This is a genomic window from Rhodococcus sp. 5A-K4 (genome assembly GCF_046097995.1).
Lineage (GTDB): Bacteria > Actinomycetota > Actinomycetes > Mycobacteriales > Mycobacteriaceae > Rhodococcus_F > Rhodococcus_F erythropolis.
On record NZ_JBJURM010000006.1, the window covers coordinates 58,890 to 81,733 of the forward strand.

16 protein-coding genes are annotated in these 22,844 nt (G+C 63.1%); 11 read left to right on the top strand and 5 right to left on the bottom strand.

The window, feature by feature from the left end; translation table 11 throughout:
- The first annotated feature begins 6 nt into the window (after positions 1 to 6).
- The 7 genes from ACKAMS_RS10050 (at position 7) to ACKAMS_RS10080 (ending at position 13,820) form a co-directional block, all read left to right on the top strand.
- Positions 7 to 867 carry a 3-hydroxyacyl-CoA dehydrogenase gene (locus ACKAMS_RS10050; protein ID WP_141488198.1) on the top strand — a complete coding sequence of 287 codons (861 nt, stop codon included), beginning with the start codon at positions 7 to 9 and terminating at the stop codon, positions 865 to 867.
- 202 nt (positions 868 to 1,069) lie between these two features.
- On the top strand, positions 1,070 to 2,113 hold the full coding sequence (locus tag ACKAMS_RS10055) for a ParB/Srx family N-terminal domain-containing protein (RefSeq protein WP_021345944.1): 1,044 nt from the start codon (positions 1,070 to 1,072) through the stop codon (positions 2,111 to 2,113).
- Between the two features lie 183 nt (positions 2,114 to 2,296).
- Positions 2,297 to 7,765 carry a glutamate synthase-related protein gene (locus tag ACKAMS_RS10060; RefSeq protein ID WP_408988953.1) on the top strand — a complete coding sequence of 1,823 codons (5,469 nt, stop codon included), beginning with the start codon at positions 2,297 to 2,299 and terminating at the stop codon, positions 7,763 to 7,765.
- Between the two features lie 31 nt (positions 7,766 to 7,796).
- Positions 7,797 to 9,569 (top strand): sulfite reductase subunit alpha, encoded by a 1,773-nt coding sequence (locus ACKAMS_RS10065; RefSeq protein ID WP_070795479.1) that lies wholly within the window; start codon positions 7,797 to 7,799, stop codon positions 9,567 to 9,569.
- Between the two features lie 46 nt (positions 9,570 to 9,615).
- A complete protein-coding gene (locus ACKAMS_RS10070; protein ID WP_408988954.1) occupies positions 9,616 to 10,509 on the top strand; it encodes a hypothetical protein in 894 nt (297 codons plus the stop codon).
- A 132-nt stretch (positions 10,510 to 10,641) separates the two neighbouring features.
- Entirely contained in the window at positions 10,642 to 12,273 is a 1,632-nt protein-coding gene (locus ACKAMS_RS10075) for an ATP-binding cassette domain-containing protein (RefSeq protein ID WP_408988955.1), read from the top strand.
- Positions 12,273 to 13,820: an ABC transporter ATP-binding protein gene (locus tag ACKAMS_RS10080; protein WP_408988956.1), complete on the top strand. Its 1,548-nt coding sequence runs from the start codon at positions 12,273 to 12,275 to the stop codon at positions 13,818 to 13,820. The genes ACKAMS_RS10075 and ACKAMS_RS10080 overlap by 1 nt, the downstream gene beginning before the upstream one ends.
- Positions 13,821 to 13,831: 11 nt before the next feature.
- Here ACKAMS_RS10080 and ACKAMS_RS10085 read toward each other — a convergent pair whose 3' ends face one another.
- The 4 genes from ACKAMS_RS10085 to ACKAMS_RS10100 all read right to left on the bottom strand — a co-directional run bounded on the left by ACKAMS_RS10085 (position 13,832) and on the right by ACKAMS_RS10100 (position 16,667).
- The gene (locus tag ACKAMS_RS10085; RefSeq protein ID WP_037137108.1) at positions 13,832 to 14,419 is read right to left on the bottom strand and encodes a sugar O-acetyltransferase; all 588 of its coding nucleotides are present in this window, start codon (positions 14,417 to 14,419) and stop codon (positions 13,832 to 13,834) included.
- Between the two features lie 258 nt (positions 14,420 to 14,677).
- Positions 14,678 to 15,763, bottom strand: coding sequence for an ABC transporter substrate-binding protein (locus ACKAMS_RS10090; RefSeq protein ID WP_211918470.1), 1,086 nt, complete (start codon positions 15,761 to 15,763; stop codon positions 14,678 to 14,680).
- Between the two features lie 74 nt (positions 15,764 to 15,837).
- Entirely contained in the window at positions 15,838 to 16,185 is a 348-nt protein-coding gene (locus ACKAMS_RS10095) for a siderophore-interacting protein (protein WP_408988957.1), read from the bottom strand.
- Complete coding sequence (locus ACKAMS_RS10100) at positions 16,071 to 16,667, bottom strand: siderophore-interacting protein (RefSeq protein ID WP_408988958.1); 597 nt, start codon at positions 16,665 to 16,667, stop codon at positions 16,071 to 16,073. The genes ACKAMS_RS10095 and ACKAMS_RS10100 overlap by 115 nt, the downstream gene beginning before the upstream one ends.
- Positions 16,668 to 16,837: 170 nt before the next feature.
- On the opposite strand from ACKAMS_RS10100, the gene ACKAMS_RS10105 reads away from it, so the two are divergent.
- On the top strand, positions 16,838 to 18,424 hold the full coding sequence (locus ACKAMS_RS10105; RefSeq protein ID WP_408988959.1) for a helix-turn-helix domain-containing protein: 1,587 nt from the start codon (positions 16,838 to 16,840) through the stop codon (positions 18,422 to 18,424).
- A 19-nt stretch (positions 18,425 to 18,443) separates the two neighbouring features.
- On the opposite strand, the gene ACKAMS_RS10110 is transcribed toward ACKAMS_RS10105, so the two are convergent.
- Positions 18,444 to 19,100, bottom strand: coding sequence for a TetR/AcrR family transcriptional regulator (locus ACKAMS_RS10110; RefSeq protein WP_019745884.1), 657 nt, complete (start codon positions 19,098 to 19,100; stop codon positions 18,444 to 18,446).
- Between the two features lie 167 nt (positions 19,101 to 19,267).
- Here ACKAMS_RS10110 and ACKAMS_RS10115 point away from each other — a divergent pair, with 167 nt between their 5' ends.
- From ACKAMS_RS10115 to ACKAMS_RS10125, 3 genes are read left to right on the top strand one after another with little or no spacing between them, the layout of a single operon-like run.
- Entirely contained in the window at positions 19,268 to 20,656 is a 1,389-nt protein-coding gene (locus ACKAMS_RS10115; RefSeq protein ID WP_408988960.1) for a flavin-containing monooxygenase, read from the top strand.
- Positions 20,653 to 21,807 (top strand): serine hydrolase domain-containing protein, encoded by a 1,155-nt coding sequence (locus ACKAMS_RS10120; RefSeq protein WP_408988961.1) that lies wholly within the window; start codon positions 20,653 to 20,655, stop codon positions 21,805 to 21,807. The genes ACKAMS_RS10115 and ACKAMS_RS10120 overlap by 4 nt, the downstream gene beginning before the upstream one ends.
- Complete coding sequence (locus tag ACKAMS_RS10125) at positions 21,804 to 22,844, top strand: NAD(P)-dependent alcohol dehydrogenase (RefSeq protein WP_408988962.1); 1,041 nt, start codon at positions 21,804 to 21,806, stop codon at positions 22,842 to 22,844. Before ACKAMS_RS10120 ends, ACKAMS_RS10125 begins: the two co-directional genes overlap by 4 nt.

Consider the following 22,844-nt stretch of genomic DNA (forward strand, 5'->3'; position numbering starts at 1 on the left):
TCGAAAATGACTGAACTGAAGCAGATCACCGTTCTGGGTACCGGAGTTCTCGGCTCGCAGATCGCCTATCAGACCGCCTATCACGGATTCGACGTCGTCGCGTACGACATCAACGCCGAGGTCATCGAGAAGGCCAAGGCTCGGTTCGACTCGTTGGCCGCGGCCTACAAGGCCGAAAACGTCGAGGGCGCCAAGGAAGGCAAGGCCGACGAAGCGCTGCAACGTATTACGTACTCGTACGACCTAGCCGAAGCCGTGACCAAGGCCGATCTTGTCATCGAGGCAATTCCCGAGGACGTCGCCATCAAGCGCGACACCTACGAGAAGCTCGCCGCAGTAGCTCCGGAGCACACGGTGTTCGCAACCAACTCCTCGACGCTTCTGCCGAGCGACCTCAAGGAGTTTACCGGCCGCCCCGAGAAGTTCCTCGCACTGCACTTCGCAAATCACGTGTGGGTCAACAACACTGCCGAGGTCATGGGCACCGAGTCCACCGACCCCGCCGTGTACCGCGAGGTCGTCGAATTCGCGAAGAACATCGGCATGGTGCCGATCGAACTCAAGAAGGAGAAGGCGGGCTACGTACTCAACTCGCTCCTGGTCCCGCTCCTCAATGCAGCATCCGACCTGCTGATCGACGGCATCGCCGATCCCGACATGGTCGACAAGACGTGGCGTATCGGCACCGGAGCCCCGTTCGGCCCCTTCCAGATCATGGATGTCGTCGGGTTGACCACCGTCTACAACATCTCCTCCCAGGGCGGCGAGAAGCAGCGCGCGTTCGCCGACTACATCAAGAAGAACTACATCGACGAAGGCAAGCTCGGCGTCGCTGTCGGCGAGGGCTTCTACAACTACAAAGGCTGATCAACTGCCGGGCTGATCAACCAACAGAGCTGATCAACCAACAGAGCTGATCAACCAACAGGCTCACCGCGCGGTGGCTACGACGTGAATTCACGTGGTAGCCACCGCGCGGACGTCTGTTGTCAGTAAGTCCGAAACCACCCTGAGCGATTGTGACGCAAGCTTCTTCACGTGCGAACCCATCCTCAGGAGAGATCCCCACATGCGTCGTTCCGCCATCTCGGCACTCACAACACTGGTACTGCTCGGCGCCGGAACACTGGTCAGCACACCCGCTGTCGCCGCTCCCCTCGCGTGTGGCGGAATCTCCACCGGTTCGTTCTCAGGCTCCGCCGGCGGCTCGGAGTACCTGTGCGCCAAAGAAGGTGACCTTCTGGACGTGCGCATCGGCGACGTTCATGCGACGCAGCCTTCCCTCGGCTACGACGAGGTGTACTACAAGCTCGGGCGATACACGCTCGGAAAAGACACGATCAACAAGAAGTTCGACGACTGGTGCGAGGCGAACGGCCAGATCCAGGCTGCGACCGCTACTCCTGCCTCGACGCTGAAGGACCCGTCGTCCTTCACCTGCCAGCTTCCAGTGGGTCAGGAAACCGCCGAGAGCATCGCGCCCATGAAGACCGTGGTCGTCGGACCCCGCGGCGATCTCTACCTGACCGACGGTCACCACACCCTCACGTCCTTCATCGAGACGGCCGACGGAGGCCCCGACCTGCACGTGCGACTGCGGGTTCTCGGCAACCTCAGTGGCCTGAGTGAAGGCGCCTTCTGGACCGAGATGGAAAAGAACAAGTGGGTCTGGTCGCGTGACGTGGACGGAAACCAGGTACCGGTCCAGTCCCTGCCGAAGAGCGTCGGCCTGGCCAACTTCGCCGACGACAAGTACCGCAGCCTGATGTACTTCTCCCGCGACATCGGATTCGCCGCCGGCACGATTCCGTTCCAGGAGTTCTACTGGGGTGCGTGGGTCCGCGACGCCGCGCCCGTCGACCTCACCAACTGGAATCGCGACGACCTCTCCAGCTACCTGGCCACCGTGAAGTCGGTGACCAAAGCACAGACCGCGTTGGCGGGTGATGCCGTCGTCGACAGCGGGTTCACGGCCGCCGATCTCGGAGTCCTGCCGGCCTGGAACGACGGCAAAGCGGAGTCCAAGGGCGAGTTCGCAAAGCTGTCGAAGCCGTACACAGACGACAAGCCGGGCAAGATCGCCTACGCACTTGCCTACAAAGCAACCCTCTGACCTGCTCGGATCCAAGTCACACCCAGCAGACTTGACTAAGGTAAGCCTCTACTCAGTAGTCTGATCCCATTCGGGTGGCCGCTTCATCGAAGCAGCGACGCCCTGCCCTGACGGAAACCATGCCGTCGTATCTGCCCGGTCGATCAATCTCCGGGCAACCAGGACAGGGAGAAGGTTGCTGCAGTGAGCACGTCCATCGTCGGTTTGTACGACCCCGCAGATGACAAGAGCAGTTGCGGGGTCGGGTTCATCACGCGCAAGGACGGCGTGCAGACCCACGATGTCCTGATCAAGGGCCGCGAAGCGCTCTGCTCGGTTCCGCACCGCGGCGGTATGTCCTCCGAGGGCGTCGGCGACGGCGGCGGCGTCTCGGTGGACCTCTCCCTCCGGTTCTTCCGCAAGGTAACCGGGCGCCCCGACCTTCGCGCCGGACGCTTCTGCGTCGGCAACTTCTTCCTTCCGGACGACGACGCCCAGCATGCACGCGCTGCCGCCCTGGTCGAACGTGAACTTCTCGATCGCGGTTTCACCACTCTCGCAGTGCGCGACGTCCCGGTCGACAACTCGGCGATTCGGCCGGCCGCGATCGCGCATCAACTTCCGGTCAGGCAGTGGATTTTCGAGGTCCCCACTCCGCGTCCCGAGCCTGCGGTAGTCGATCGCCTCGTGCACGAGGCCCTGCTCGCCATCGAGGCAATCGCGTACAACACGCCTGCACTACGCGGTTTGTACCCACTGTCCCTCAGCGCGAGGACTCAGGTTCTCAAGGGCCGCTTGAACTCCGACGAAGTGATCCCGTACTTCCGCGACCTGGTCGACCCCGATCACGCTGTCCACACGATGTACTTCCACACGCGATTCTCGACCAACACGGACCCGCATCCCACGATGGCGCAGCCGTTCCGGTTCATGGCTCACAACGGAGAACTGAACACGGACAAGAAGAATCGGCTCTCCGAAGCTGCGGTGGCCAGTGCAAAACGACGTGCGATCGTCCGTCCGCCCGGTCAGTCCGACAGCTGTCGACTCGATCAGACTCTGGAAGCACGCGTCATCGAGGACAGCGTCGATTTGGTGACAGCTGTGGTCTCGATGATGCCCCCTGCCTGGGAAAACGACACCACTCTCTCCCCCGCAGTGCGTGCGATGTTCGAGTACTTCTCGCTGTACGAGGAGAAGAACGACGGACCGGCAGCGCTGGTGTTCGGCGACGGCACCATCATCGGCGCCCGCCTGGACCGCCTCGGCCTGCGTCCACTTCGCACGATCGAGACACACGACTACGTGTGCGCATTCTCCGAAGCCGGACAGATCGCGTTCGCACCCGAGACGGTGATTCACCGTGGACGCGTCGAGGCCGGCGGAATGCTGTACTTCGATCATCGCGATCGCCATACCTATACCGCCCGCGAAGCCCTGGAAAAGATTGCCGCACAGCGTGACTACCGGTCTCTGCTGGAGCAGTCACGAATCCTGATCGAAGACATCCCCGCTGTACCTGCGGAGAAGGTCAGCTCACCGACGCGCTACAACGGAACGTTCGAGGTTCATCAGCGCTACATGGCGTACTCCCTGGATCAGGAGAGTTTCAAATTCCTGATGGATCCGATGCTCACGCACGGAGCCGAGAAGGTATCGGCCATGGGTTACGGCAACGCCATCAACGCGTTTTCCGATCGTGAAGGCGGTGTGGCACGCTACTTCTCGCAGCGATTCGCCCAGGTCACCAACCCTCCGCTGGACAGCATCCGGGAAGCGGACGGCATGACCCTCCGGGTTGCATTGGGCGCGAAGATGACCGCCGGACAGTCCAAGCAGATCGTCATCTCGTCGCCGATCCTCGGGCATCTGGACATGCTCAAGATCCGCGAACAGAAGCACACCCCGCATCGCCGATTCGAAATGCTCTACCCCGCCGCGGGTGACGCGCAGGCGATGGTTGACGCGATGACCGCGCTCGGCGACGCGGTTGTCGCCTTCGCGGCCGAACAGGGCGGAATCGCAGTCCTGACCGACCGGCACGTATCTCATGAGCGCGCAACGCTTCCCGCGATCATGGTCGTCGGAGCACTGAACCAACGCCTCATCGACGCAGGCCTGCGATTGCGTGTCTCTCTCATCGTGGAGAGTGGCCAGATCGAGTCCTCGCACCACGTTGCCGCTGCGCTCGGATTCGGTGCTTCCGCTGTCTACCCCTTGTCCGTTCAGTTGCGAGCCGAGGAGAAGTTCGCTGCCGACCCGGATGCCGCCTTCCGACGCTTCGCGAAGGCTGCCGAGAAGTCCCTCATGAAGACGATGGGACGCGTCGGCCTGTGCACTGTCGAGAGCTACATCGGCGGAGAATTCTTCGAACCCAACTTCCTCGATACGTCCGACCATGTTCTGCGCCAGTGGTTCCCCAACATGAAGTCACCGGTGGGTGGCGTCGGTTTCGACACCGTCGCGGTGACCTCGAAGCAGTGGCACGAGCGTGCAAGTGAAGTCGAGGGTGAAAAGGGCCTGCCACTGCTCGGCCTGTTCAAGGAGCGCGCAGACGGCGCGGGGCATTCGTTCGGTACCACCGCAGTCCGCAAGTACGTCGAACTCACCGAAGAGAAGATCGCGTTCGACAGTCCCTCAGGTACCGAACAATTCGATGCTCTACGCCTGCTTCCGCTCGGGCGACTCGACGATGCATTCCGCCTCGACGCCGGGGCCTACCGGGCAACGAGTTTCGACCGGTTGACCACCGAACAGATCGACGACTTCGACATCACTGCCGGGTACCGTGATTTTTCGACTGTGATGGCCGCGGAACGATCGCGTCGGCCCGCAGCGTTGCGCGACGTCATCTCTGTTCCCGGCGACGTCACGTTTGCGGTCACGACAGCCGAGTTCGCCGAGCAGATCAGCCGATTCTCGGTGCACGGCAACACAACGATCGTGATGCGCGGAGTCCAGTGTGAATCCGCCGCAGACGACCGGTACACGCTTAGCCTGGACGGTCCACTGGCCGGTGACAGCGCGCGAGCAAAAGCGCTCGGCGACGCTCTCTGCGCCACCTTTGCCGCCGATATCACCATTGAAGCCATCACACCGGATCTTGCGCTGAGGGCAACCGGCATCGGGGCAGAGTTCCTGTCCAAGCTGAGGGTCGCACCGGCAGGTGTTCCTCTCTCCGAGGTACAGAGCGCCAGCGACATCACCCCGAAGTTGGCGTCGGGTGCCATGAGTCATGGCGCACTGAACGCTCCGGCGCACGAAGCCGTCGCACACGGCACGAACATGGTCGGCGCGATGTCCAACAGCGGCGAAGGCGGCGAACACCTTTCGCGCTACAACACGATTCGTGCGTCGCGCATCAAGCAGTTTGCATCCGGACGCTTCGGAATCTGGGCGGGATACCTCGCCGACCCGATGCTCGAAGAGATCGAGATCAAACTCGGCCAGGGCGCAAAACCCGGTGAGGGCGGGCAGCTTCCGGCCGCCAAGGTCACCGTCGACATTGCTGCTGCCCGCGGCGGAACGCCCGGCGTCGAACTGGTATCGCCGCCGCCGCACCACGACACCTACTCCATCGAGGACCTCGCTCAGCTCATCCACGACTGCAAGGCAGCGCGCATCCGGGTGATCGTGAAGTTGGTGTCCTCGGAAGGAATCGGCACCATCGCCGTCGGTGTCGCCAAGGCCGGCGCCGACGTCATCAACGTCGCCGGAAACACCGGTGGCACCGGCGCCGCTTCGGTGACCAGCCTCAAGTACGCGGGTCGTGCGGCCGAGGTCGGTATCGCGGAGGTCCATCAAGCTTTGTGTGCCAACGGGCTTCGCCAGAAAGTCGTTCTGCGATGCTCGGGCGCGCATCAGACCGGCAGCGACATCATCACTTCCGCGCTACTGGGCGCAGACAGCTTCGAGTTCGGTACGTCTGCGCTGATGATGATGGGCTGCGTCATGGCCAAGAACTGCAACATCAAGTGTCCGGCCGGTCTGACCACCAACCCGGAACTGTTCGACGGCGATCCCCGCGCCATGGCGCAGTACCTTCTCAACATCGCTCACGAAACTCGGGAACTGCTCGCGAATCTGGGAATGCGATCCCTTCAGGAAGCGCGGGGTCGAACTGATCTCCTGCATCTGCTCGATCACCCGTCCATCGTCGGCAATCTGAAACTGGACGCGATGTTCGAGTCCGCCCCGAACATCACCGTCGACAATCCCGTGTACCTCGAGCGTGAGTACGCGCTCGACGAGAAGATCATGGACGAGGTTCGCACGGTGCTCTTCAACCGTGGCGAGGCCTCGGTCGCCGTGTCCGGACCTGAATTCGCCGAAGGTGCACTGCACCTGGGTAACCGGAACAAGAGCGTCGGTGGGCAGTTGGCGATCGACCTCGAACGCGAACTCAACTACGGAGCGGCCGGCCTTCTCGCTCCGGGGGTACTGACTGACGAGCGTGGGCGACGATATCTGGCTCCGGGCAGCGTGCGCGTCCTGACGACCGGATCTGCTGGCCTGTCGTTCGGCGCATTCTGCAACGACGGCATGCACCTGGAACACACCGGGACATGTAACGACGGTGTGGGAAAGAGCATGAGCGGCGGCGTGATTGCCGTGCGCAGCCCAGGCGGCGGCTCCAGTGACGCCGGCGGAAACGTGTTGATCGGCAACTTCGCGCTCTTCGGCGCCACCGGCGGACGAGTATTCGTCGAAGGTGAAGCAGGCGATCGCTTTGCAGTTCGCAACTCCGGCGCCAGTGCTGTCGTCGAAGGTGTCGGCGACTTCGCCGGCGAGTACATGACCAACGGTGCTGTCGTGAATCTCGGCGAGTTCGGCAAGGGTGTCGGCAACGGCATGAGCGGCGGGTTCTTCTACCAGTACGACCCTCGCGGCGAACTGGCACTGCGAGCAAGTACCGATTCCGTACTGCTCGGTTCGATCACCGCTGCGACCGATCCTCTAGCCACCGTCCACAACCACGCGGTACAACTCCTGCTCGAACTGCATGTGGAAGCAACGGGATCCGCACTCGGAACCCGACTGCTCGAGAACTGGGAAGTCGAACAGCACTCGTTCGTCTACGCCATGCCCAAGGCATTGATGCTTTACCAGGACAGCGATGCAATCCTGGCTGCGAAGTCGCACAAAGAGCTTCTCGAAGAATTGGCGTCCGCCATCGCAGCACGTCAGGTCCGCACGTTCAAACTCGCAGTGCGCGATGGGCGCCCCGCACTGAACGGAGCAGTCCCCGCCTATGGCGAGACCGATACCGCGACAATGTATGCGCTGCTCAGTGCGTACACCGTGCTTCACTTCGCACAACAACTCGCCGCCGCCCGCACGCCGGGTGCGTCCGGGCCCGACGATCCAGCAGTGCAGAAGGCGGCCCGAAACCTGGTGCTGACCGAGGACTTCGCAATCGTCCAGCACTTGGTCAAGTACTCGAAAGAGATTCTCGCCGGCTACGACGACGAACAGTTGGCTGCGTTGATTGCAGCCAAGCGCGTCGACGACTACAAACAGGCGCTGAGCCTGCGCAACGTGTTGGCCATGGACAGCCCGGCGACGTACGGCTGGATTCTGTTTCAAGACAACAAGAATCGGGACAAGCTCGGATCACTGCCGAACTTCGACGAACTGTTCGCTTCGCGCACGATCCCCGACCTGGTGTCCTGACCTCCTCCCCCGAACGTAGGTGAGCTTCAAAATGGAAATCCCGTACATCCCCGAATACGCACCGTTCAACGGCGACCAACGCGCGTGGCTTTCCGGATTCCTGGCCGGTCTACACTCACGAACTGTCATGCCCGGTCAAACCGGTGCTGCAACAGCGACAGTGGAGAGAACTGCCGGCGCAGCAGTGCACATCCTCTACGGAAGCCAGACCGGCAACGCGGAGTCCGTGGCCGAAGACGCGGCCGCAGCTGCTCGTGCCCACGGTCTCGAACCACTTGTCGCGGGTCTGGACACCGTGGATATCAATGCACTTTCCGCCATGCGCCGGGTGCTCGTCATCACCTCCACCTACGGCGAGGGCGAGATGCCTGACAACGCGCAGCTGTTCTGGGATGCAGTCGAATCCGAGAGTGCGCCCCGGCTGGAGGGTCTCTACTTCGGAGTACTCGCACTCGGTGACACCAGCTACGACGGCTACTGCCAGTCGGGAAAGAACATCGACGCCCGCTTCGAAGCGCTCGGCGGGTCCCGGGTTGTCGACCGCACCGATTGCGACGTCGACTACGAGGATCCGGCGGCCGAGTGGATCGTTCGGGCGGTCGCTGCGGTAGCCGGTGTCGACGGTGATGCGGGGGCCGCTGCCTCGCCGGTTGAGTCCACTCCGACGAAGACCAAGTCCCAGTGGACTCGCAAGAACCCTTATCCTGCAACCGTCCTCGCCAACCGACTGTTGTCCGGCGAGGACTCCGCCAAGGAAGTCCGCCACTTCACCTTTGCGCTCGGCGAGGACGGTCTGGACTACGAGGCCGGAGATGGATTGGGCATCCGCCCGATCAACGACCCCGCTCTCGTCGAGGCGATCATCCTTCAGCTCGGTGCGAGCAGTGACTACGTCGTCACCGCGAAGGACGGCTCGTCCGCACCGTTGGACCAGGTGTTGACCAGCGACTACGAGATCTCGATTCCCTCGCGCGATTTGATCGAAGACATCGCCCGACGCAGCGGCGACGCCGAACTGCAGCACATTCTCGACACGGAAGATCGGGAAGCGCTCGATGCGTGGCTGTGGGGCAAGGACGTTCTCGATCTCCTGCAGTTGGACAACAGCAGGAGATTGAATCCCGAAGATCTGCTTGCACTTCTGCGCCCGCTGCAACATCGGGTCTATTCGATCTCCTCCAGCCCGCTGGCCCACGACGGCACCGTGCATCTGACGGTAGCGAGTGTGCGCTACCGCTCGGGCGAGCGGGACCGCGGCGGCGTCTGCTCGACGTACCTGGCGGACCGCGTCGGCGAGGGAGATCGGGTCGGAGTTTTTGTCTCCAAGAACAATTCGTTCCGCCTACCTGCCGATGACGCTGCTCCCGTCGTGATGATCGGACCCGGCACCGGTATCGCACCCTTCCGCGCTTTCCTGCACGAGCGTCGCGCACGCAACGCGTCAGGGCAGAATTGGCTTTTCTTCGGCGATCAGCATCAGTCGAGTGACTTCATCTACGAGGACGAGTTGAACGGTCTGACCCGTGACGGTGTCCTGACGCGTCTCGATCTGGCATTCTCGCGTGATCAGTCCGAGAAGGTCTACGTCCAGACTCGTATGCGCGAGCAGGGCCGAGACTTGTTCGACTGGCTCGAAAACGGTGCGCACGTGTACGTCTGCGGCGACGCGACCCGGATGGCAAAGGACGTCGACGACGCGTTGCACGAGGTGGTCGCCGAGCACGGTGGGTTGGATGCGGACGCCGCCGAGGATTACGTCAACAACCTCAAACGATCGAAGCGGTATCTACGGGATGTCTACTGAGATGTGCCCGCACCGTGGCGAATGCCGTTGCGCAGCTTTGGCGCGCATGTCGGACCTGGACGCACTACTTGCGCGTCCAGGATTCCGCGGCGGACTGATCGACACCGCACCTGAGGTAGTCGGCAAAATGCTGCCACTCTTGGACGACGCCGTAGCAATCACCGTTGCAGGTCCGGTGGCTGTCAACGACTCGGGCAAGTACGCCGTTCCAACAGTTCCCGGCGATCCGCTGGTCTGCACGCCCGGACTCGTCTCTCTACGTTTGAACCCTTCCACCCTCGGTTCGGTGGTGACCACTGACGCAGAACAGCACCTGCCCCCGACGCTTCGGATGTTCGATACCCACAAATCGAGTTCACACACAACGTATTTGACCCCGAACTCGGATCGTCTCGCCTTCGAAGCGATGCGAACTGCGCCCAACACTGCGAGGGAATCAAGCACTCCCGTCCAGACATCGAATACTCCCGCCTTTTGGGCCGAGGCCGATCAGCTGACACAGCTCGACTTCATCCTCGCGGACAGCGGCACCGAACGTCGTAGCGGCTTGGTCGCTTTGGGTGCCCTCGGCTACCGGCGAGTCGATCCTCACCTCATGGCTGCCGGGATGGAGCACCTGTCCTACCACCAACTGCCCGTCACGACAGTCGTCGCCGGCAACGGCTGCCTGCAGATCCACCGCGGTGATCTCGACGCCGCAGCCATGTTCGGCGGGACATTGACTCTAGCCTCGGACACCTGCCGAACGATGATCGATCTGAACGGCGTCTCGGAGTGCTGGCTGACCCGCACCCACGGAGTGCACGGTTTGACGACGTCTGTCGAGGTGTACGACTTCCGCCGCAAGTGCGTAGCCGTGTTCACTCAGACTGGCCCAACCGAATCCGCGGTCATGAGCGTATGGGAAGACGTCATGAGTTCCATTTCGGCCGCATCCTGAAGACCGAAGTACGACCCATTCGGGTGTAAGAAATCGGCGCATCGCGATAACTGGACGTGACGACCGAAGCCTAGCCTTGGGTTTCGGTCATTTGTCGTGTCTGCACCCGGACGCTGATTCAAGGAGTTATCCATGCCCCGCCCTCTCGTCGAACCGTCGCTGGTCCCGGCTTTGCGCCCGGCGCTGCCTGCATTGGCCGCCGGGGTGCTCGCGGCGGCAGCGTCAGGGGTCGCGATGCTCGGTGCGCTCTGGAGCGTCGTGCAACTCATCGGTGAACCGTCGATGACTTGGGCCGGGTGGGCATGTGGGCTGTGGCTCACCGGGGTAACGCTCGCGGCCACGTCGTCGTGGCTCTCGCATCACGCCGAGTCGCTCTTCGAGGCCAGGCTTCGACGCCAGCTCGCAGCTCATCTCGTTCGACTGCCCGCAAGCACGCTGTCCCGCTACAGCGGAGACGCACTGAGGAGGCTCGTTTCGGACGACATCTCGGCGCTGCACCATATGACTGCGCACCTACCGGCCGAGTTCGCGACACTGATCGTGGTCCCGGCGGTCACGATCGCGGTACTGGTTGCCTCAGCCGGCCCCGTAGCGCTTCTCGCTCTCGCTCCCGGCATCGTGGCAGCACTGTTCTACTTGTTCGTAATCCCCAGAATGGCCGCTCGGCACAGCGCCGAAAGTGCGGATGTCATGGGCGGCATCGTGACCGCCGTGGACGACTATGCCCGCGGTATCCACGTCTGCCGGATCTACGGCGCGCAGACCGGCGCTGCCGCCGACTATGCAGAATCGACAGCACGGTTCACCCGGGGAATGCAGGAGCGCGTTCGACTCGTGGCTACCCCCGCGGCCGTCGCGGTTGCCCTCATGCAGGCGACGGCGACGTTCGCGATCGCCTATGCCGTCGGATATCGCTGGGATGCAACGACATTGGCCGCCACTATTCTCTTCAGCCTCGCAATCGTGACACCGGCCCTGCGGCTCGGGCACGGCCTCGACTACGTCGCGGCTGGACGCGCTGCTGCAGTCCGGCTCGCCGCTGCCCTGGACGAACCCACCCTCCCTGCCGGTGAAGCACTCACCGTTCCGGCGTCGAGTCCCTCCGACCGCCTGGAGATCGTCGACCTGACCGTCATGATCGCGGACCGCAGAGTCGTCGACGGCGTCACGCATGCATTCCGCCCAGCCGCGATCACTGCGATCACGGGACCGAGTGGAGCGGGCAAGTCGACGCTCCTGAAAGCACTGGCCGGCTTCGAGATCCCGGAACTCGGTACCGTCCGCTACGCGGGCCAGAGCGTCGTCACGATCGACGAGAACCTGCGGCCACAGTCCATTCTGCTCACACCCCAGGGCACAGACGTGTTGCCGGCCACGGTGCGCGAGAACATCGCACTGGCCGCCCCCGATGCAACGGACGCAGAATACACCGCCGCACTACGCCGGGCACAGATCGACATCAGCCTCGACACCGACGCCACTTCACTCTCCGGCGGAGAACGTCAACGCGTCGGGCTCGCTCGGGTATTCCTCTCGCCCGCAGCAGTACTGCTGCTCGACGAGCCGACCAGTGCGCTCGACGATCGGACAGCGGCCGAACTGCTGAAGGAACTGCGCCACTTCGCGCACGCTGAAGGGAAGACGATCGTGATCGTCACCCACGACCCTGCTCTTGCAGACGACGCCGACGATCGACTCGACCTCGACAGTCCCAACTCGCACAACGCCGCCTCGCGTAATGCCGCCCTGACTGGAGCCGAATAATGAACAGCGCCAATGCAGCCCGTCGCCGCTTGATCACCATCGGATTCGGTTGGGTGTCCGTTGCAGTCCTCGAGGCGATCGCGTACACCACCCTCGCCCTCTCGATCGCTGATCACCGGTCGCCGGTTCTCGTGCTGGCCACGGCCGCAATCGCTCTCTTCGTGACCGTCCTGGTCTCGCGGGGTGGTTACTTCACCGGGGCTCGACTCGTCGGCGATCTCTACGATGCGCTCGGCGACGCCTTCGCCCGCACCAAGCTGTCGTGGTTCACCGACCACAACCGGGCGCTGCTCGCCACCGTCGCCGGGCGCGGAATCCCGTCACTGATGAGCGTTCCCGCGCACCAACTTCAGACCTTCCTCGTTACGCCGCTGATTCCGCTGCTCCTGCTTCCGGGGATCGCGGTCGTCGCGGGGCTAGGCGTCATGCTGCTGGTCGGCGGACTGCTCGCAGTGTCGCTCGCGGCTCAGACGCTCGCCCAACGCGCTCTCAGCCAAGCGGACGCGCGCCGGCACGAGGCCGAACTCGCAGCAACGCAGTCGACTCTCGAGCTCACCGATCATCTCGAATTACTGCGCACGGCAGCCGGTCCCACACGTTCCGTCGAACGTATCGAGCGAAGTTGGCGGGATCAGGAAACCGCGCTTGCACGGACCAATCTCGCCGCGGCACCAGCGACATTCATCTCGGCGATCGCCACCATTGTGCCGCTGGCAGGCGCAGTGATCTTCCTCGCCGCCACCGGATTCGACGATCCCGCAGCCGCTCTCGCGCTCGTCATCCTCACCGCCCGCGCCGCTGCCCCGCTCGACGAACTCGCTCTGGCCGGAATCGGAGTCAATGAACTGCGCGCAACGGTTCGCGATTACCGCGCCGCGACTTCGGCTCCCGCACTACCCGAGCCCTCGCGCCAGGACGCCGCGCGCCCTGTTGGAACTGACATCAAGGTCGTCGCAGTGGACCACGCTCCGGTTCTGCGCGGCATCAACGCGGAGATCCCCGCCGGGGAGCGTGTTCTCGTCGCAGGGCGCTCCGGTACGGGGAAGAGCACCCTTCTCGGGCTGCTCATGCGCTTCGACGACCCGGACGAAGGCAGCGTCACTCTCGGCGGAGTTTCATTGCGCGACTTGCCATACGACGACCTGGCTGCTCACATCGGCTATGTGCCGCAGGATCCACTCGTGTTCTCGGGCACGCTCGGCGAGAACATCGGACTGGGAAGACCGGGCGCTACCGAAACCCAGATCGAGGAAGCCGCCAGGCGCGCTGCCCTCGGCGCCGTTCTCGACCGCTCGACGCTCGGCATTCATCAGGACATCGGTCACCAAGGATCCGCTCTCTCCGGTGGCGAACGTCAGCGGGTGGCGATCGCTCGTGCCTTCCTCAAAGACGCTCCCGTCCTGGTGCTCGACGAGGCTACTTCGGCTCTCGACGAGGGCACCGAGCGCCGCATCGCCGGCGCCGTGCGGGAAGTGGCGGCTACCGTCTTCGTCGTCACCCACCGCGACCCCGCCATCTGGGAGCCCACCCGCACGATCACGCTCTGACATCGCAAGCCCTAGTGCTCGCGTTGCAGTCCTTCTACTTCGGCAGGTGTACGACGGACAACCCTTGCAGGCGATCCAGCAGCAACGACGTGATCGGGAATGTCATGCAAAACCACACTTCCGGCACCGATCACGGCGTTATGACCGATCGAAACTCCTGCACCGACGGTGACGGAGGCACCGAGCCACGTGTTCTCGCCGATGACGATCGGAGCGGCTCGCTCCCATCCCTCGCGGCGCCGTCGATGATCATCGACAGGGTGCAACGCTGTCATCAGCTGGGCTCCAGGCCCGATCCTCACGTCCGCACCGATCGTGATCAGCGCATCATCCATGAAGAACCCGTTCGCGTTGACGAATGCGTTGGCTCCAAGCCGAATGTTGTGTCCGTAGCTGCATTGGAACCGCGGCACCACCAAAGCTCCGTCACCTACCTCACCAAAAAGGCTAGCGAGAGCCCGTGAGCGGACAGCATCGTCGTCCGCCGCAGCCCCATTGAACGAGTCGAGCCGACGCCAACACTCGAGCCGCCGTTCCCGCAGCTCGTCATCATCGAGATACCACTCGCCACGAGCAAGACGATCCGCCTGTTCTCCCACCCTCGGATCGTCGCACACCGCGCCACCGCACTCCGACTGGGCACACCGCACCCCATCGAGCGCTATAACAGGGCGGCTCCAATGCAGCCCGGACGGCGAACGAGATCGCACACCTTTACCGCCGGACCGATCACCCCAGGTTGCGCGACTTTTTTCGTCCATCGGTGACCCCAACCCGGGATACCTTCTGTTCGAACAACCCGTCGCCACACAATCATGTGGCGACGGGTGAGTGCTTTCCGTTCTCCAGTTGTCCGTCTACAGCTTCGCGCTGATGAGCGGCACGATATGTTCGGCCGCCCACATCGTTCCGATCGGGCCACCACTCGTGATTGCCCACAGAACGTCGCCGCCATCTGCGGTACGCGGTGGCAGGCCAACCCAATGACCGGAGGACACAGCGCCGAGAGCTTGGAAGAGCTTCCCGCCGGTCAGCTTGTCGAAATCCTCTTCGCTGCCGGCGGCACTGCGACCGATCAGCAGGAAATCCGCATCGATGTTCTCGAGAAGTTCCTCTCCGACCGTGCTCTGGGTGACGAACTCCTTCGCACGCGGATTCTCGGCGAAACCAAGCTCACCCAGGAATGTTGCCGGCGCCGAACCTGGCGCTGAAAGATACTGCAACCCATTGCCCGTGCCGTAGAAGATCGCCCAAGTCGCAGTCAGACCCGCGAGTTGCGGGTTTTCCTCACGCACTTTGGCGAAGTACTGATCATGCTCTGCCACAGCCTTTTCAGCCGCATTCGAGAGATCGAGGGTCTCGCCCAGAACACGGATCGACTCCTTCCACGGCACGAGCATCCGCGACTTCGTGTCGGGGCTCGTCACCACCGGTGCGATGGAGGACAAACGCTCGTAGTAATCACCCATGGACAAACCACCCAGGCCGTCAGCCCAGCCGACGGCGACGATGAGGTCCGGTTCGCTCGCGGCGATCGCTTCGACGGGAAGTGTTCCGCCCATCGCGAACTCGAAGGTGTCGAGATTCTCTGCGTCGTAAGGCAACAAGTACGACTGGGAAGCCGATTCCTTCACCATCGACGAGGAGAGGACAGGTTTGACGCCGAGCGCGAGGAGCATTTCCGTGTCGACGGCATTGGGCACGATCGCGGCGATCCGCTCCGGTCGCTTCTCGAGAATACTTGTACCGTATGGCGATTCCAGGGTCAGCGGGTAGGTGGTCGTTCCTTCCGCAGCGGGAAGGGCGTTCCCCTCCGAACCGGGAGAGGACGCCGTTTTCGAGTCTTCGGCCGAGGCCGAGCACCCGGTCACGAGCAGCGCTGCGGCGAGCGCGGCCCCGATCAGTCCGGTGATCCGTGATCGTCTGGTGCGCAGGACTGTCATTTCTGCCTTTCGGTGTTATCGAGCACTTTCGGTGTTGCTGAGGTGAAGGGTGTTGGGTGAGCGATGGAGCCAGGTCAGGAATCTGCCCGAACGGCCCCGCCGCGTTTCCAATAGCCGGTGAAATCGATGTGGGTCTTCGCAATTCCTCGATCACGAATCAAATGACGCCGAAGCGAGCGAACCGTCGCCTGTTCGCCTGCAAGCCAAGCGAATACGCGTCCGTCAGGCCATTCGGCAGCACTGACCGCGTCGAGCAACAAAGTAGTAGCGCCGGGCTCGACCCCCTCGCGCGGCAACCACGTGACACTCACCCCGGACAACTCGCGCACCGATTGGATGTGAGCCGAGTCCGCAATTTCGACGAACACATGCCCCCTGGCATCGGCGGGCAATTCCTCGAGCAGACGTGCGATCGCCGGCAACGCGGTCTCGTCACCGACGGCCAGCAGATACTCGTGATCTTCCGGGAGTCCCTGCGATACAGAGGGCCCGCGATGTGCATTCGGTCGCCCGGGCCGGCGTCCCGCGCCCAGGTGGTAGCCACTCCGTCGCCGTGAACGACGAAATCGACGTCGAGTTCCCTTGTTTGCGGATCGTAGCGGCGCACGGTGTATGCGCGGGCAAGCGGACGGCGCCCCGCAGCGAAAGTCACACTGCCGTCGACCATTACCGGCAGGACCGGGTCGGTTTCGCCGGGGTAGGTGAACAGCAACCGGATGTCGTCGTCGAAGCCCGTACTCGCGAAGGCGGGTTCGGCAATTCCGTCGGCGTTGGTGAAGGTGTCGAGTTGGGCTCCGGTGAGCGTCACTCTCCGCATGCCCGGCGTCACCTCTGTCACCCGATGTACCTCGAGTTCACGCAAGGTAACGGGGTACGCCGTTGTCGGACGGGTGTTTCGGGGCACGGAAAGTCTCCTCGGAAGCGCACAGACGGGGGTCCGGCCCACGTTCGATCACGACGGGAGGGCCGATAAATAAAGCTAGCCTGCCCTAATCAGGTAGGGTTATCCGTGCGTGCCGACTTCTTACACTCATCGGTCGGCTGGAAGAGAATGCATCGACGTCGGGGGGCATCGTGGGACCACGGCTGGCGTTCCCCGCAGGCGAAGTCCCCGAGATCCCCGCTGCTCGGCTCGCCTCGACCGCGAATGAACGCGAGCCACTGCTGTTCTGGGTACATACCGGGCGCGCAGAATTGCAGATCAGCGGCCGTACCCGCAGTGTGACTGCGGGGGCGGCAATCTGGGTACCGGCGGGAGTCGCGTACAGCATCCGGGTCGATCCGGGCGCGGTCGCATTTCCCATCCCACTGCCCGCGGCCGACCTGCCGCCCGCGTTGAACCGGGTCATCGACTTCGAGATCCCAGCAGACTGGCAGGACTGGCTCGTCCACCAATTCGCGCACAACTTGGGATTTCTTCGGGGTGAGACGGCAGCGGGAGCCGGACTGATCGAGCTTGTCGCGGGTGTTCACTCCGACGGGGACGACAACTCCCCGTCATACTCGCCACCGCGCTTGCCACGCTCGGCCGAAACCCTCGAGATCGCACGCACGCTGCTGCGGACGCCATCCGACGACACCGAACTTTCCCGGTTCGCCCAGCAACTCAAGATCGGTGTCCGCACCCTGCAGCGCCGATTCACCGAGGAAACGGGATTGTCATTCGTGCGCTGGCGTACTTCGGCCCGGATCGCGGCAGCGACCTCATATCTGGCCGCCGGCCGCGAAATCGGCTGGACGGGTAGCCAGGTCGGATTCGCGACACCCGCGGGCTTCACCCGCGCCTTCCGAGAACACACCGGCATGACACCCACCGACTACGCACGCGCCAACCGGCGCCCGACGCCGCCCCGTGAAGACGAGACCCTGGCACAGGGCGTTGCATTGTTGTCCGAAGAAGGCGCCCGGTCAGGATCGGCACCAGCACCCCCGATGATCCCCGCAAGTGGAACGTGGGCACGGGTCAACGACTTTCACGTCGTTGTCTGGATCTACCGAGGCTCCGCCCGGGTCACTTTCGGCGACCGAACCTGGAATCTGCGACGGGGTGACGCGATGTGGCTTCCCGCTGGAGTGCGCAACAGCGTCGAGATCGCCGAAGGCTCTTTGTTACTTCCCCTCGGATCCCAGCCGGGTGCCTCTCCAGTTACCGCACCGCCCCCACGTGTGCTGCACTTCGCGCGCGAAGCGCAGGCGTATCTGCTGCACACGGTGGTCGCGAATTACACCCACCTGCGCCCCGAGATCCACGACCCCGCCCGGATCGCGAGGCTGATTCGAAGTGCCGCGGCAGTGCCCCTACCCAGCGGCGATCAGGCCGATCCAGTCGAAACGATCCTTGCCGCACTCCGGAAGAACCCCGCCGATTCGCGCACGCTGCCGGATTGGAGCGCTCGGCTCGGCGTCGACGAGGACATGCTCCTCAAAGACTTCGTAGCGGCCACCGGCCAGAGCTTCCCGCGCTGGCGCGGTCAGTTGCGGATGACCCTCGCCCGCGCTTATCTCGAGGAGGGCCTCGCGGCCGGAGAGACTGCCCGTCGACTCGGCTACGCGCACGCGTCCGGATTCACCAAGGTCTTCATCGCGGCTCACGGCATGTCGCCGCGGGATTACCAGCGCCGCGGGTGGCGGGGCGCTCCCGAAGGACTCATCGACCCGTGAACTTCCGTCGGATTCACATCTACCGCTCGTCGCCGCCCTTGGATTCCGGCGACAGGGCCGGGAACCAGATGTCGGTCAAAACCTCGGCCGCCTGCACCCGAGTCACGTCGATCGTCCCCTGCACGGCCCAGCGTGTGAAGAATCGCTCCAGCTGGCTCACGAGCAATTCGACGCGCAACCTCGCCTCGTCATGCTGTTCCACCGGCCACCGACCCAGATACTTGGGCATGGCATTCGGTAGTTCGGTCATACCGTCTCGCGCTGTCTCGCGGAACTCCGGTTCGAGTGCCACGGCCTCGTCCCACGCCGGCAGCAGGCGCTTGTTCTCGTCGAACCAGTCGAAGGCACGCTCCAGCCACGCAGTGAACTCCACGCGAGAGTTCGTGTCGAGGACCCGATCGAGATCGATGTAGAAAGCGAACGCACTCGCCGCCATCCCGGCCGCGCCGATCGTCTTGAGCATCTCCACCTTGCTGGCGAAATGCACGTAGAACGTGGCTCTACTGCATCCGACGACCGAGGAGATGTCGTCGACCGTGACAGCCGCGTATCCCCGTTCCTCGAACAGAGTGCGTGCGGCGTCCACGAGTTTGGCCCGCGTCGCGCGTTTCTGCTCGTCGCGAAGGGTTCCCCGCCTGTTCTTCGGGCCATCGGTAGTCGTGCTCACGTCGCCCACCTTGCTCGCATTTCGACTTCCTGGCAAATCACCGACTCACCGTCATCAAAAAACATTGCGTCATTCATTGACACATCGTCAGCGAATGGCGCACTATGACTCAAGTCACTTCTCGGGCTTCGATTCTTCTTCGCGCACGCCCGAGACAGAACAGAAAGCGATGGCGAATGAGCCCCTCCCCCTTGCCGAGCGTCTGCATCATCGGCGCCGGGCCTACCGGAATCACGACGGCCAAGCGAATGAAGGAATTCGGAATACCCTTCGACTGCTACGAAGCGTCCGACGAGGTCGGCGGAAACTGGTACTACAAGAACCCCAACGGAATGTCGGCCTGCTACCAGAGCCTGCATATCGACACGTCGAAGTGGCGCTTGGCATTCGAGGACTTCCCGGTCTCTGCCGACCTTCCCGATTTCCCCCACCATTCCGAACTCTTCCAGTACTTCAAGGACTACGTCGAGCATTTCGGCCTGCGTGAGTCGATCATCTTCAACACCAGTGTTGTTGCCGCAGAGCGTGATGCAAACGGACTGTGGACGATCACGCGCTCGGACGGCGAAGTCCGCACCTACGACGTCCTGATGGTCTGCAATGGTCACCACTGGGATCCCAACATCCCGGATTACCCGGGCGAGTTCGACGGCGTCCTCATGCACAGCCACAGCTACAACGACCCGTTCGATCCGATCGACATGCGCGGCAAGAAAGTTGTCGTGGTCGGAATGGGGAACTCCGGCTTGGACATTGCTTCCGAACTGGGGCAGAGATACCTCGCCGACAAGCTCATCGTCTCGGCACGCCGCGGCGTGTGGGTGTTGCCGAAATACCTGGGCGGCGTGCCGGGAGACAAACTGATCACCCCGCCCTGGATGCCTCGGGGGCTGCGCCTGTTCCTGAGTCGTCGATTCCTCGGCAAGAACCTGGGAACCATGGAGGGCTACGGACTACCCAAGCCGGACCACCGCCCCTTCGAGGCACATCCGTCAGCCAGTGGCGAGTTCTTGGGACGCGCCGGGTCCGGCGACATCACCTTCAAGCCGGCGATCACCAAACTCGACGGAAAGCAGGTTCATTTCGCCGACGGCACCGCCGAGGACGTCGACGTGGTCGTCTGCGCCACCGGCTACAACATCAGCTTCCCCTTCTTCGACGACCCGAACCTGCTGCCGGACAAAGACAACCGTTTCCCACTCTTCAAACGCATGATGAAGCCCGGAATCGACAACCTCTTCTTCATGGGACTCGCCCAGCCCATGCCGACGCTCGTCAACTTCGCCGAGCAGCAGAGCAAGCTCGTTGCCGCCTACCTGACCGGGAAATACCAACTGCCGTCCGCGAGAGAGATGCAGGAGATCACCAAGGCCGACGAGGCGTACTTCCTCGCCCCCTATTACAAGTCACCGCGCCACACCATTCAGCTCGAGTTCGACCCGTACGTCCGCAACATGAACAAGGAAATTGCCAAGGGCACCAAGCGTGCCGCGGCCTCGGGGAACAAGCTACCTGTTGCGGCGCGTGCAGCCGCACACGAACTCGAGAAGGCGGATCGCGCATGAGCACGGTGAACGGTCACTGCAACAACGAGTTCGAAGCCGTCCGCACCGCCTTCGAGGCGCAACTCGAATCCGGTGAGGAGTTGGGTGGCTCCATCGCCATCACCGTCGACGGAGAAGCAGTAGTAGACATCTGGGGCGGATACGCCGACGAATCCCGTACCACTCCTTGGGGTCCGGACACCATCGTCAACACCTTCTCCATCACCAAGACCATGACGGCTCTGTGTGCGCTCCTGCTGGTCGAACGCGGCCAATTGGACGTGTACCAGAAGGTTGCTCACTACTGGCCCGAATTTGCGGTAAACGGCAAGGAAGACATCGAAGTTCGCCACCTTCTGTCGCATACGTCTGGCGTCTCCGGTTGGGAGCGCCCGATCGAGCTGAAGGACATCTACGACCTCGAGACGTCCACCGCTCGCCTCGCTACCCAGAAGCCTTGGTGGACCCCAGGTACGGCGTCGGGCTATCACGCGATCAACTACGGCCATCTCGTCGGTGAGGTCATTCGTCGCATCGACGGTCGGACCCTCGGCAGGTTCTTTGCCGAAGAGCTTGCCGGTCCACTGGGAGCCGACTTCCACATCGGCACGTCCGCAGAGCATTTCGGTCGAATAGCCACCATGGTTCCGCCGCCCGCGTTGGAGTTCGACCTGTCCACACTCGACCAGGACAGCATCTTCATCAAGACCCTGACCCGCCCACTGCTCGACTACCCCGAGGTCAACACCGCGCCCTGGCGGGAGGCCGAGATCGGCGCAGTCAACGGCCACGGCAACGCACGTTCTATCGCTCGGATCCAATCCGTGATCTCGAACGGTGGTGTGCTCGACGGCCAGAAGCTGCTCTCGCAGAGCACCATCGACCTGATCTTCGAGATCCAAGCCGACGGTATCGACCTCGGGATCATGACTCCGCTCAAGTTCGGCATCGGATACGGACTGCCGCACCCGGATACCGCACCCCTGGTTCCCGACGGACGCGCCTGCTGGTGGGCCGGTATCGGCGGCTCGATGCTGGTCAACGATCTGGACCGCCGGATGACTTTCGCCTACGTCATGAACAAGATGGCACCCGGTCTGATCGGGTCCGACCGCAGCAACGCCTATCTGAGCGCTGCGTACAACTCCGAGATCAGCGAGGTCAGTTCATGAAGGCAGCTCAGCTCATGGGGCCTGGTCTCCTCGAGATCAACGACGTGCCGATCCCCGAGATCAGTCCATCGGAACTGCTGATTCGGGTGGGCGCAGCGGGAATCTGCCACTCCGATCTGCACCTCCTGCACTTTCCGTACAAGATGCGCGAAGAACCGCTGACCATCGGCCACGAGATCGCCGGCACCATCGAAGCCGTCGGGAGTGGCGTCGACGGCCGTTCCGTCGGAGAGCGTGGCGTCGTCTACCTCTGTTGGTCGTGTGGACAGTGCCGAGAATGCATGAGCGGCAACGAGAACATGTGCCTCGCCGCTGGACGCACCGCGATGCCGCCCTGCCCCGGGCTCGGTCCCGAAGGCGGAATGGCCGAGTACGTCAAGATCCCGGCTCGCTCCTTCGTACCCATCGGAGACCTCGACTTCCTGCAGGGCGCACCGCTCGCCGATGCAGCACTGACGAGCTACCACGCCATTCGCGGCGCACGCGAACATCTCCAGCCCGGTGCCACCGCCGTCGTGATCGGCGTCGGCGGACTCGGTCACGTTGCAGTACAGATACTTCGCGCAATCAGTGCCGTGCGCATCATCGCCGTCGATGTCGGACAGGATCAACTCGATCTCGCCAAACGTTGCGGCGCCGACATCACGCTCGAATCGGGACCGGACACCGCGCAGCACATCCTCGACCTCACGTCGGCCAGAGGCGCAGAAGTCATCTTCGACTTCGTCGGTATCGACGCAACTGCACAGATGTCCGTTCAAGCGGTTGCGCCGAACGGCGCGTATCGCATGGTGGGTCTCGGAGGCGGAAACCCGGGAATCACAGCCGAAGCTGCCGGCGGACCGGGCTGGCCGTGGGGCGCATCGATCCGGAAGTCCTATGGCGGCACCAGAAACGACCTCGTCGATTCCATCGCCCTGGCACAGGCCGGTCTGGTAACGGTAGAAGTAGCCCGCTTCGACCTCGCTGATGCCCGCGACGCACTCGACCGTCTCGAACACGGCAAGGTCACCGGACGCGCAGTGCTCGTACCCTAA

Coding starts and splice junctions, on each gene's coding strand:
- ACKAMS_RS10125 (WP_408988962.1), top strand. CDS start 21,804: ATGAAGGCAGCTCAGCTCATGGGGCCTGGTCTCCTCGAGATCAACGAC.
- ACKAMS_RS10115 (WP_408988960.1), top strand. CDS start 19,268: ATGAGCCCCTCCCCCTTGCCGAGCGTCTGCATCATCGGCGCCGGGCCT.
- ACKAMS_RS10090 (WP_211918470.1), bottom strand. CDS start 15,763: ATGACAGTCCTGCGCACCAGACGATCACGGATCACCGGACTGATCGGG.
- ACKAMS_RS10065 (WP_070795479.1), top strand. CDS start 7,797: ATGGAAATCCCGTACATCCCCGAATACGCACCGTTCAACGGCGACCAA.
- ACKAMS_RS10075 (WP_408988955.1), top strand. CDS start 10,642: ATGCCCCGCCCTCTCGTCGAACCGTCGCTGGTCCCGGCTTTGCGCCCG.
- ACKAMS_RS10055 (WP_021345944.1), top strand. CDS start 1,070: ATGCGTCGTTCCGCCATCTCGGCACTCACAACACTGGTACTGCTCGGC.
- ACKAMS_RS10050 (WP_141488198.1), top strand. CDS start 7: ATGACTGAACTGAAGCAGATCACCGTTCTGGGTACCGGAGTTCTCGGC.
- ACKAMS_RS10070 (WP_408988954.1), top strand. CDS start 9,616: ATGTCGGACCTGGACGCACTACTTGCGCGTCCAGGATTCCGCGGCGGA.
- ACKAMS_RS10080 (WP_408988956.1), top strand. CDS start 12,273: ATGAACAGCGCCAATGCAGCCCGTCGCCGCTTGATCACCATCGGATTC.
- ACKAMS_RS10120 (WP_408988961.1), top strand. CDS start 20,653: ATGAGCACGGTGAACGGTCACTGCAACAACGAGTTCGAAGCCGTCCGC.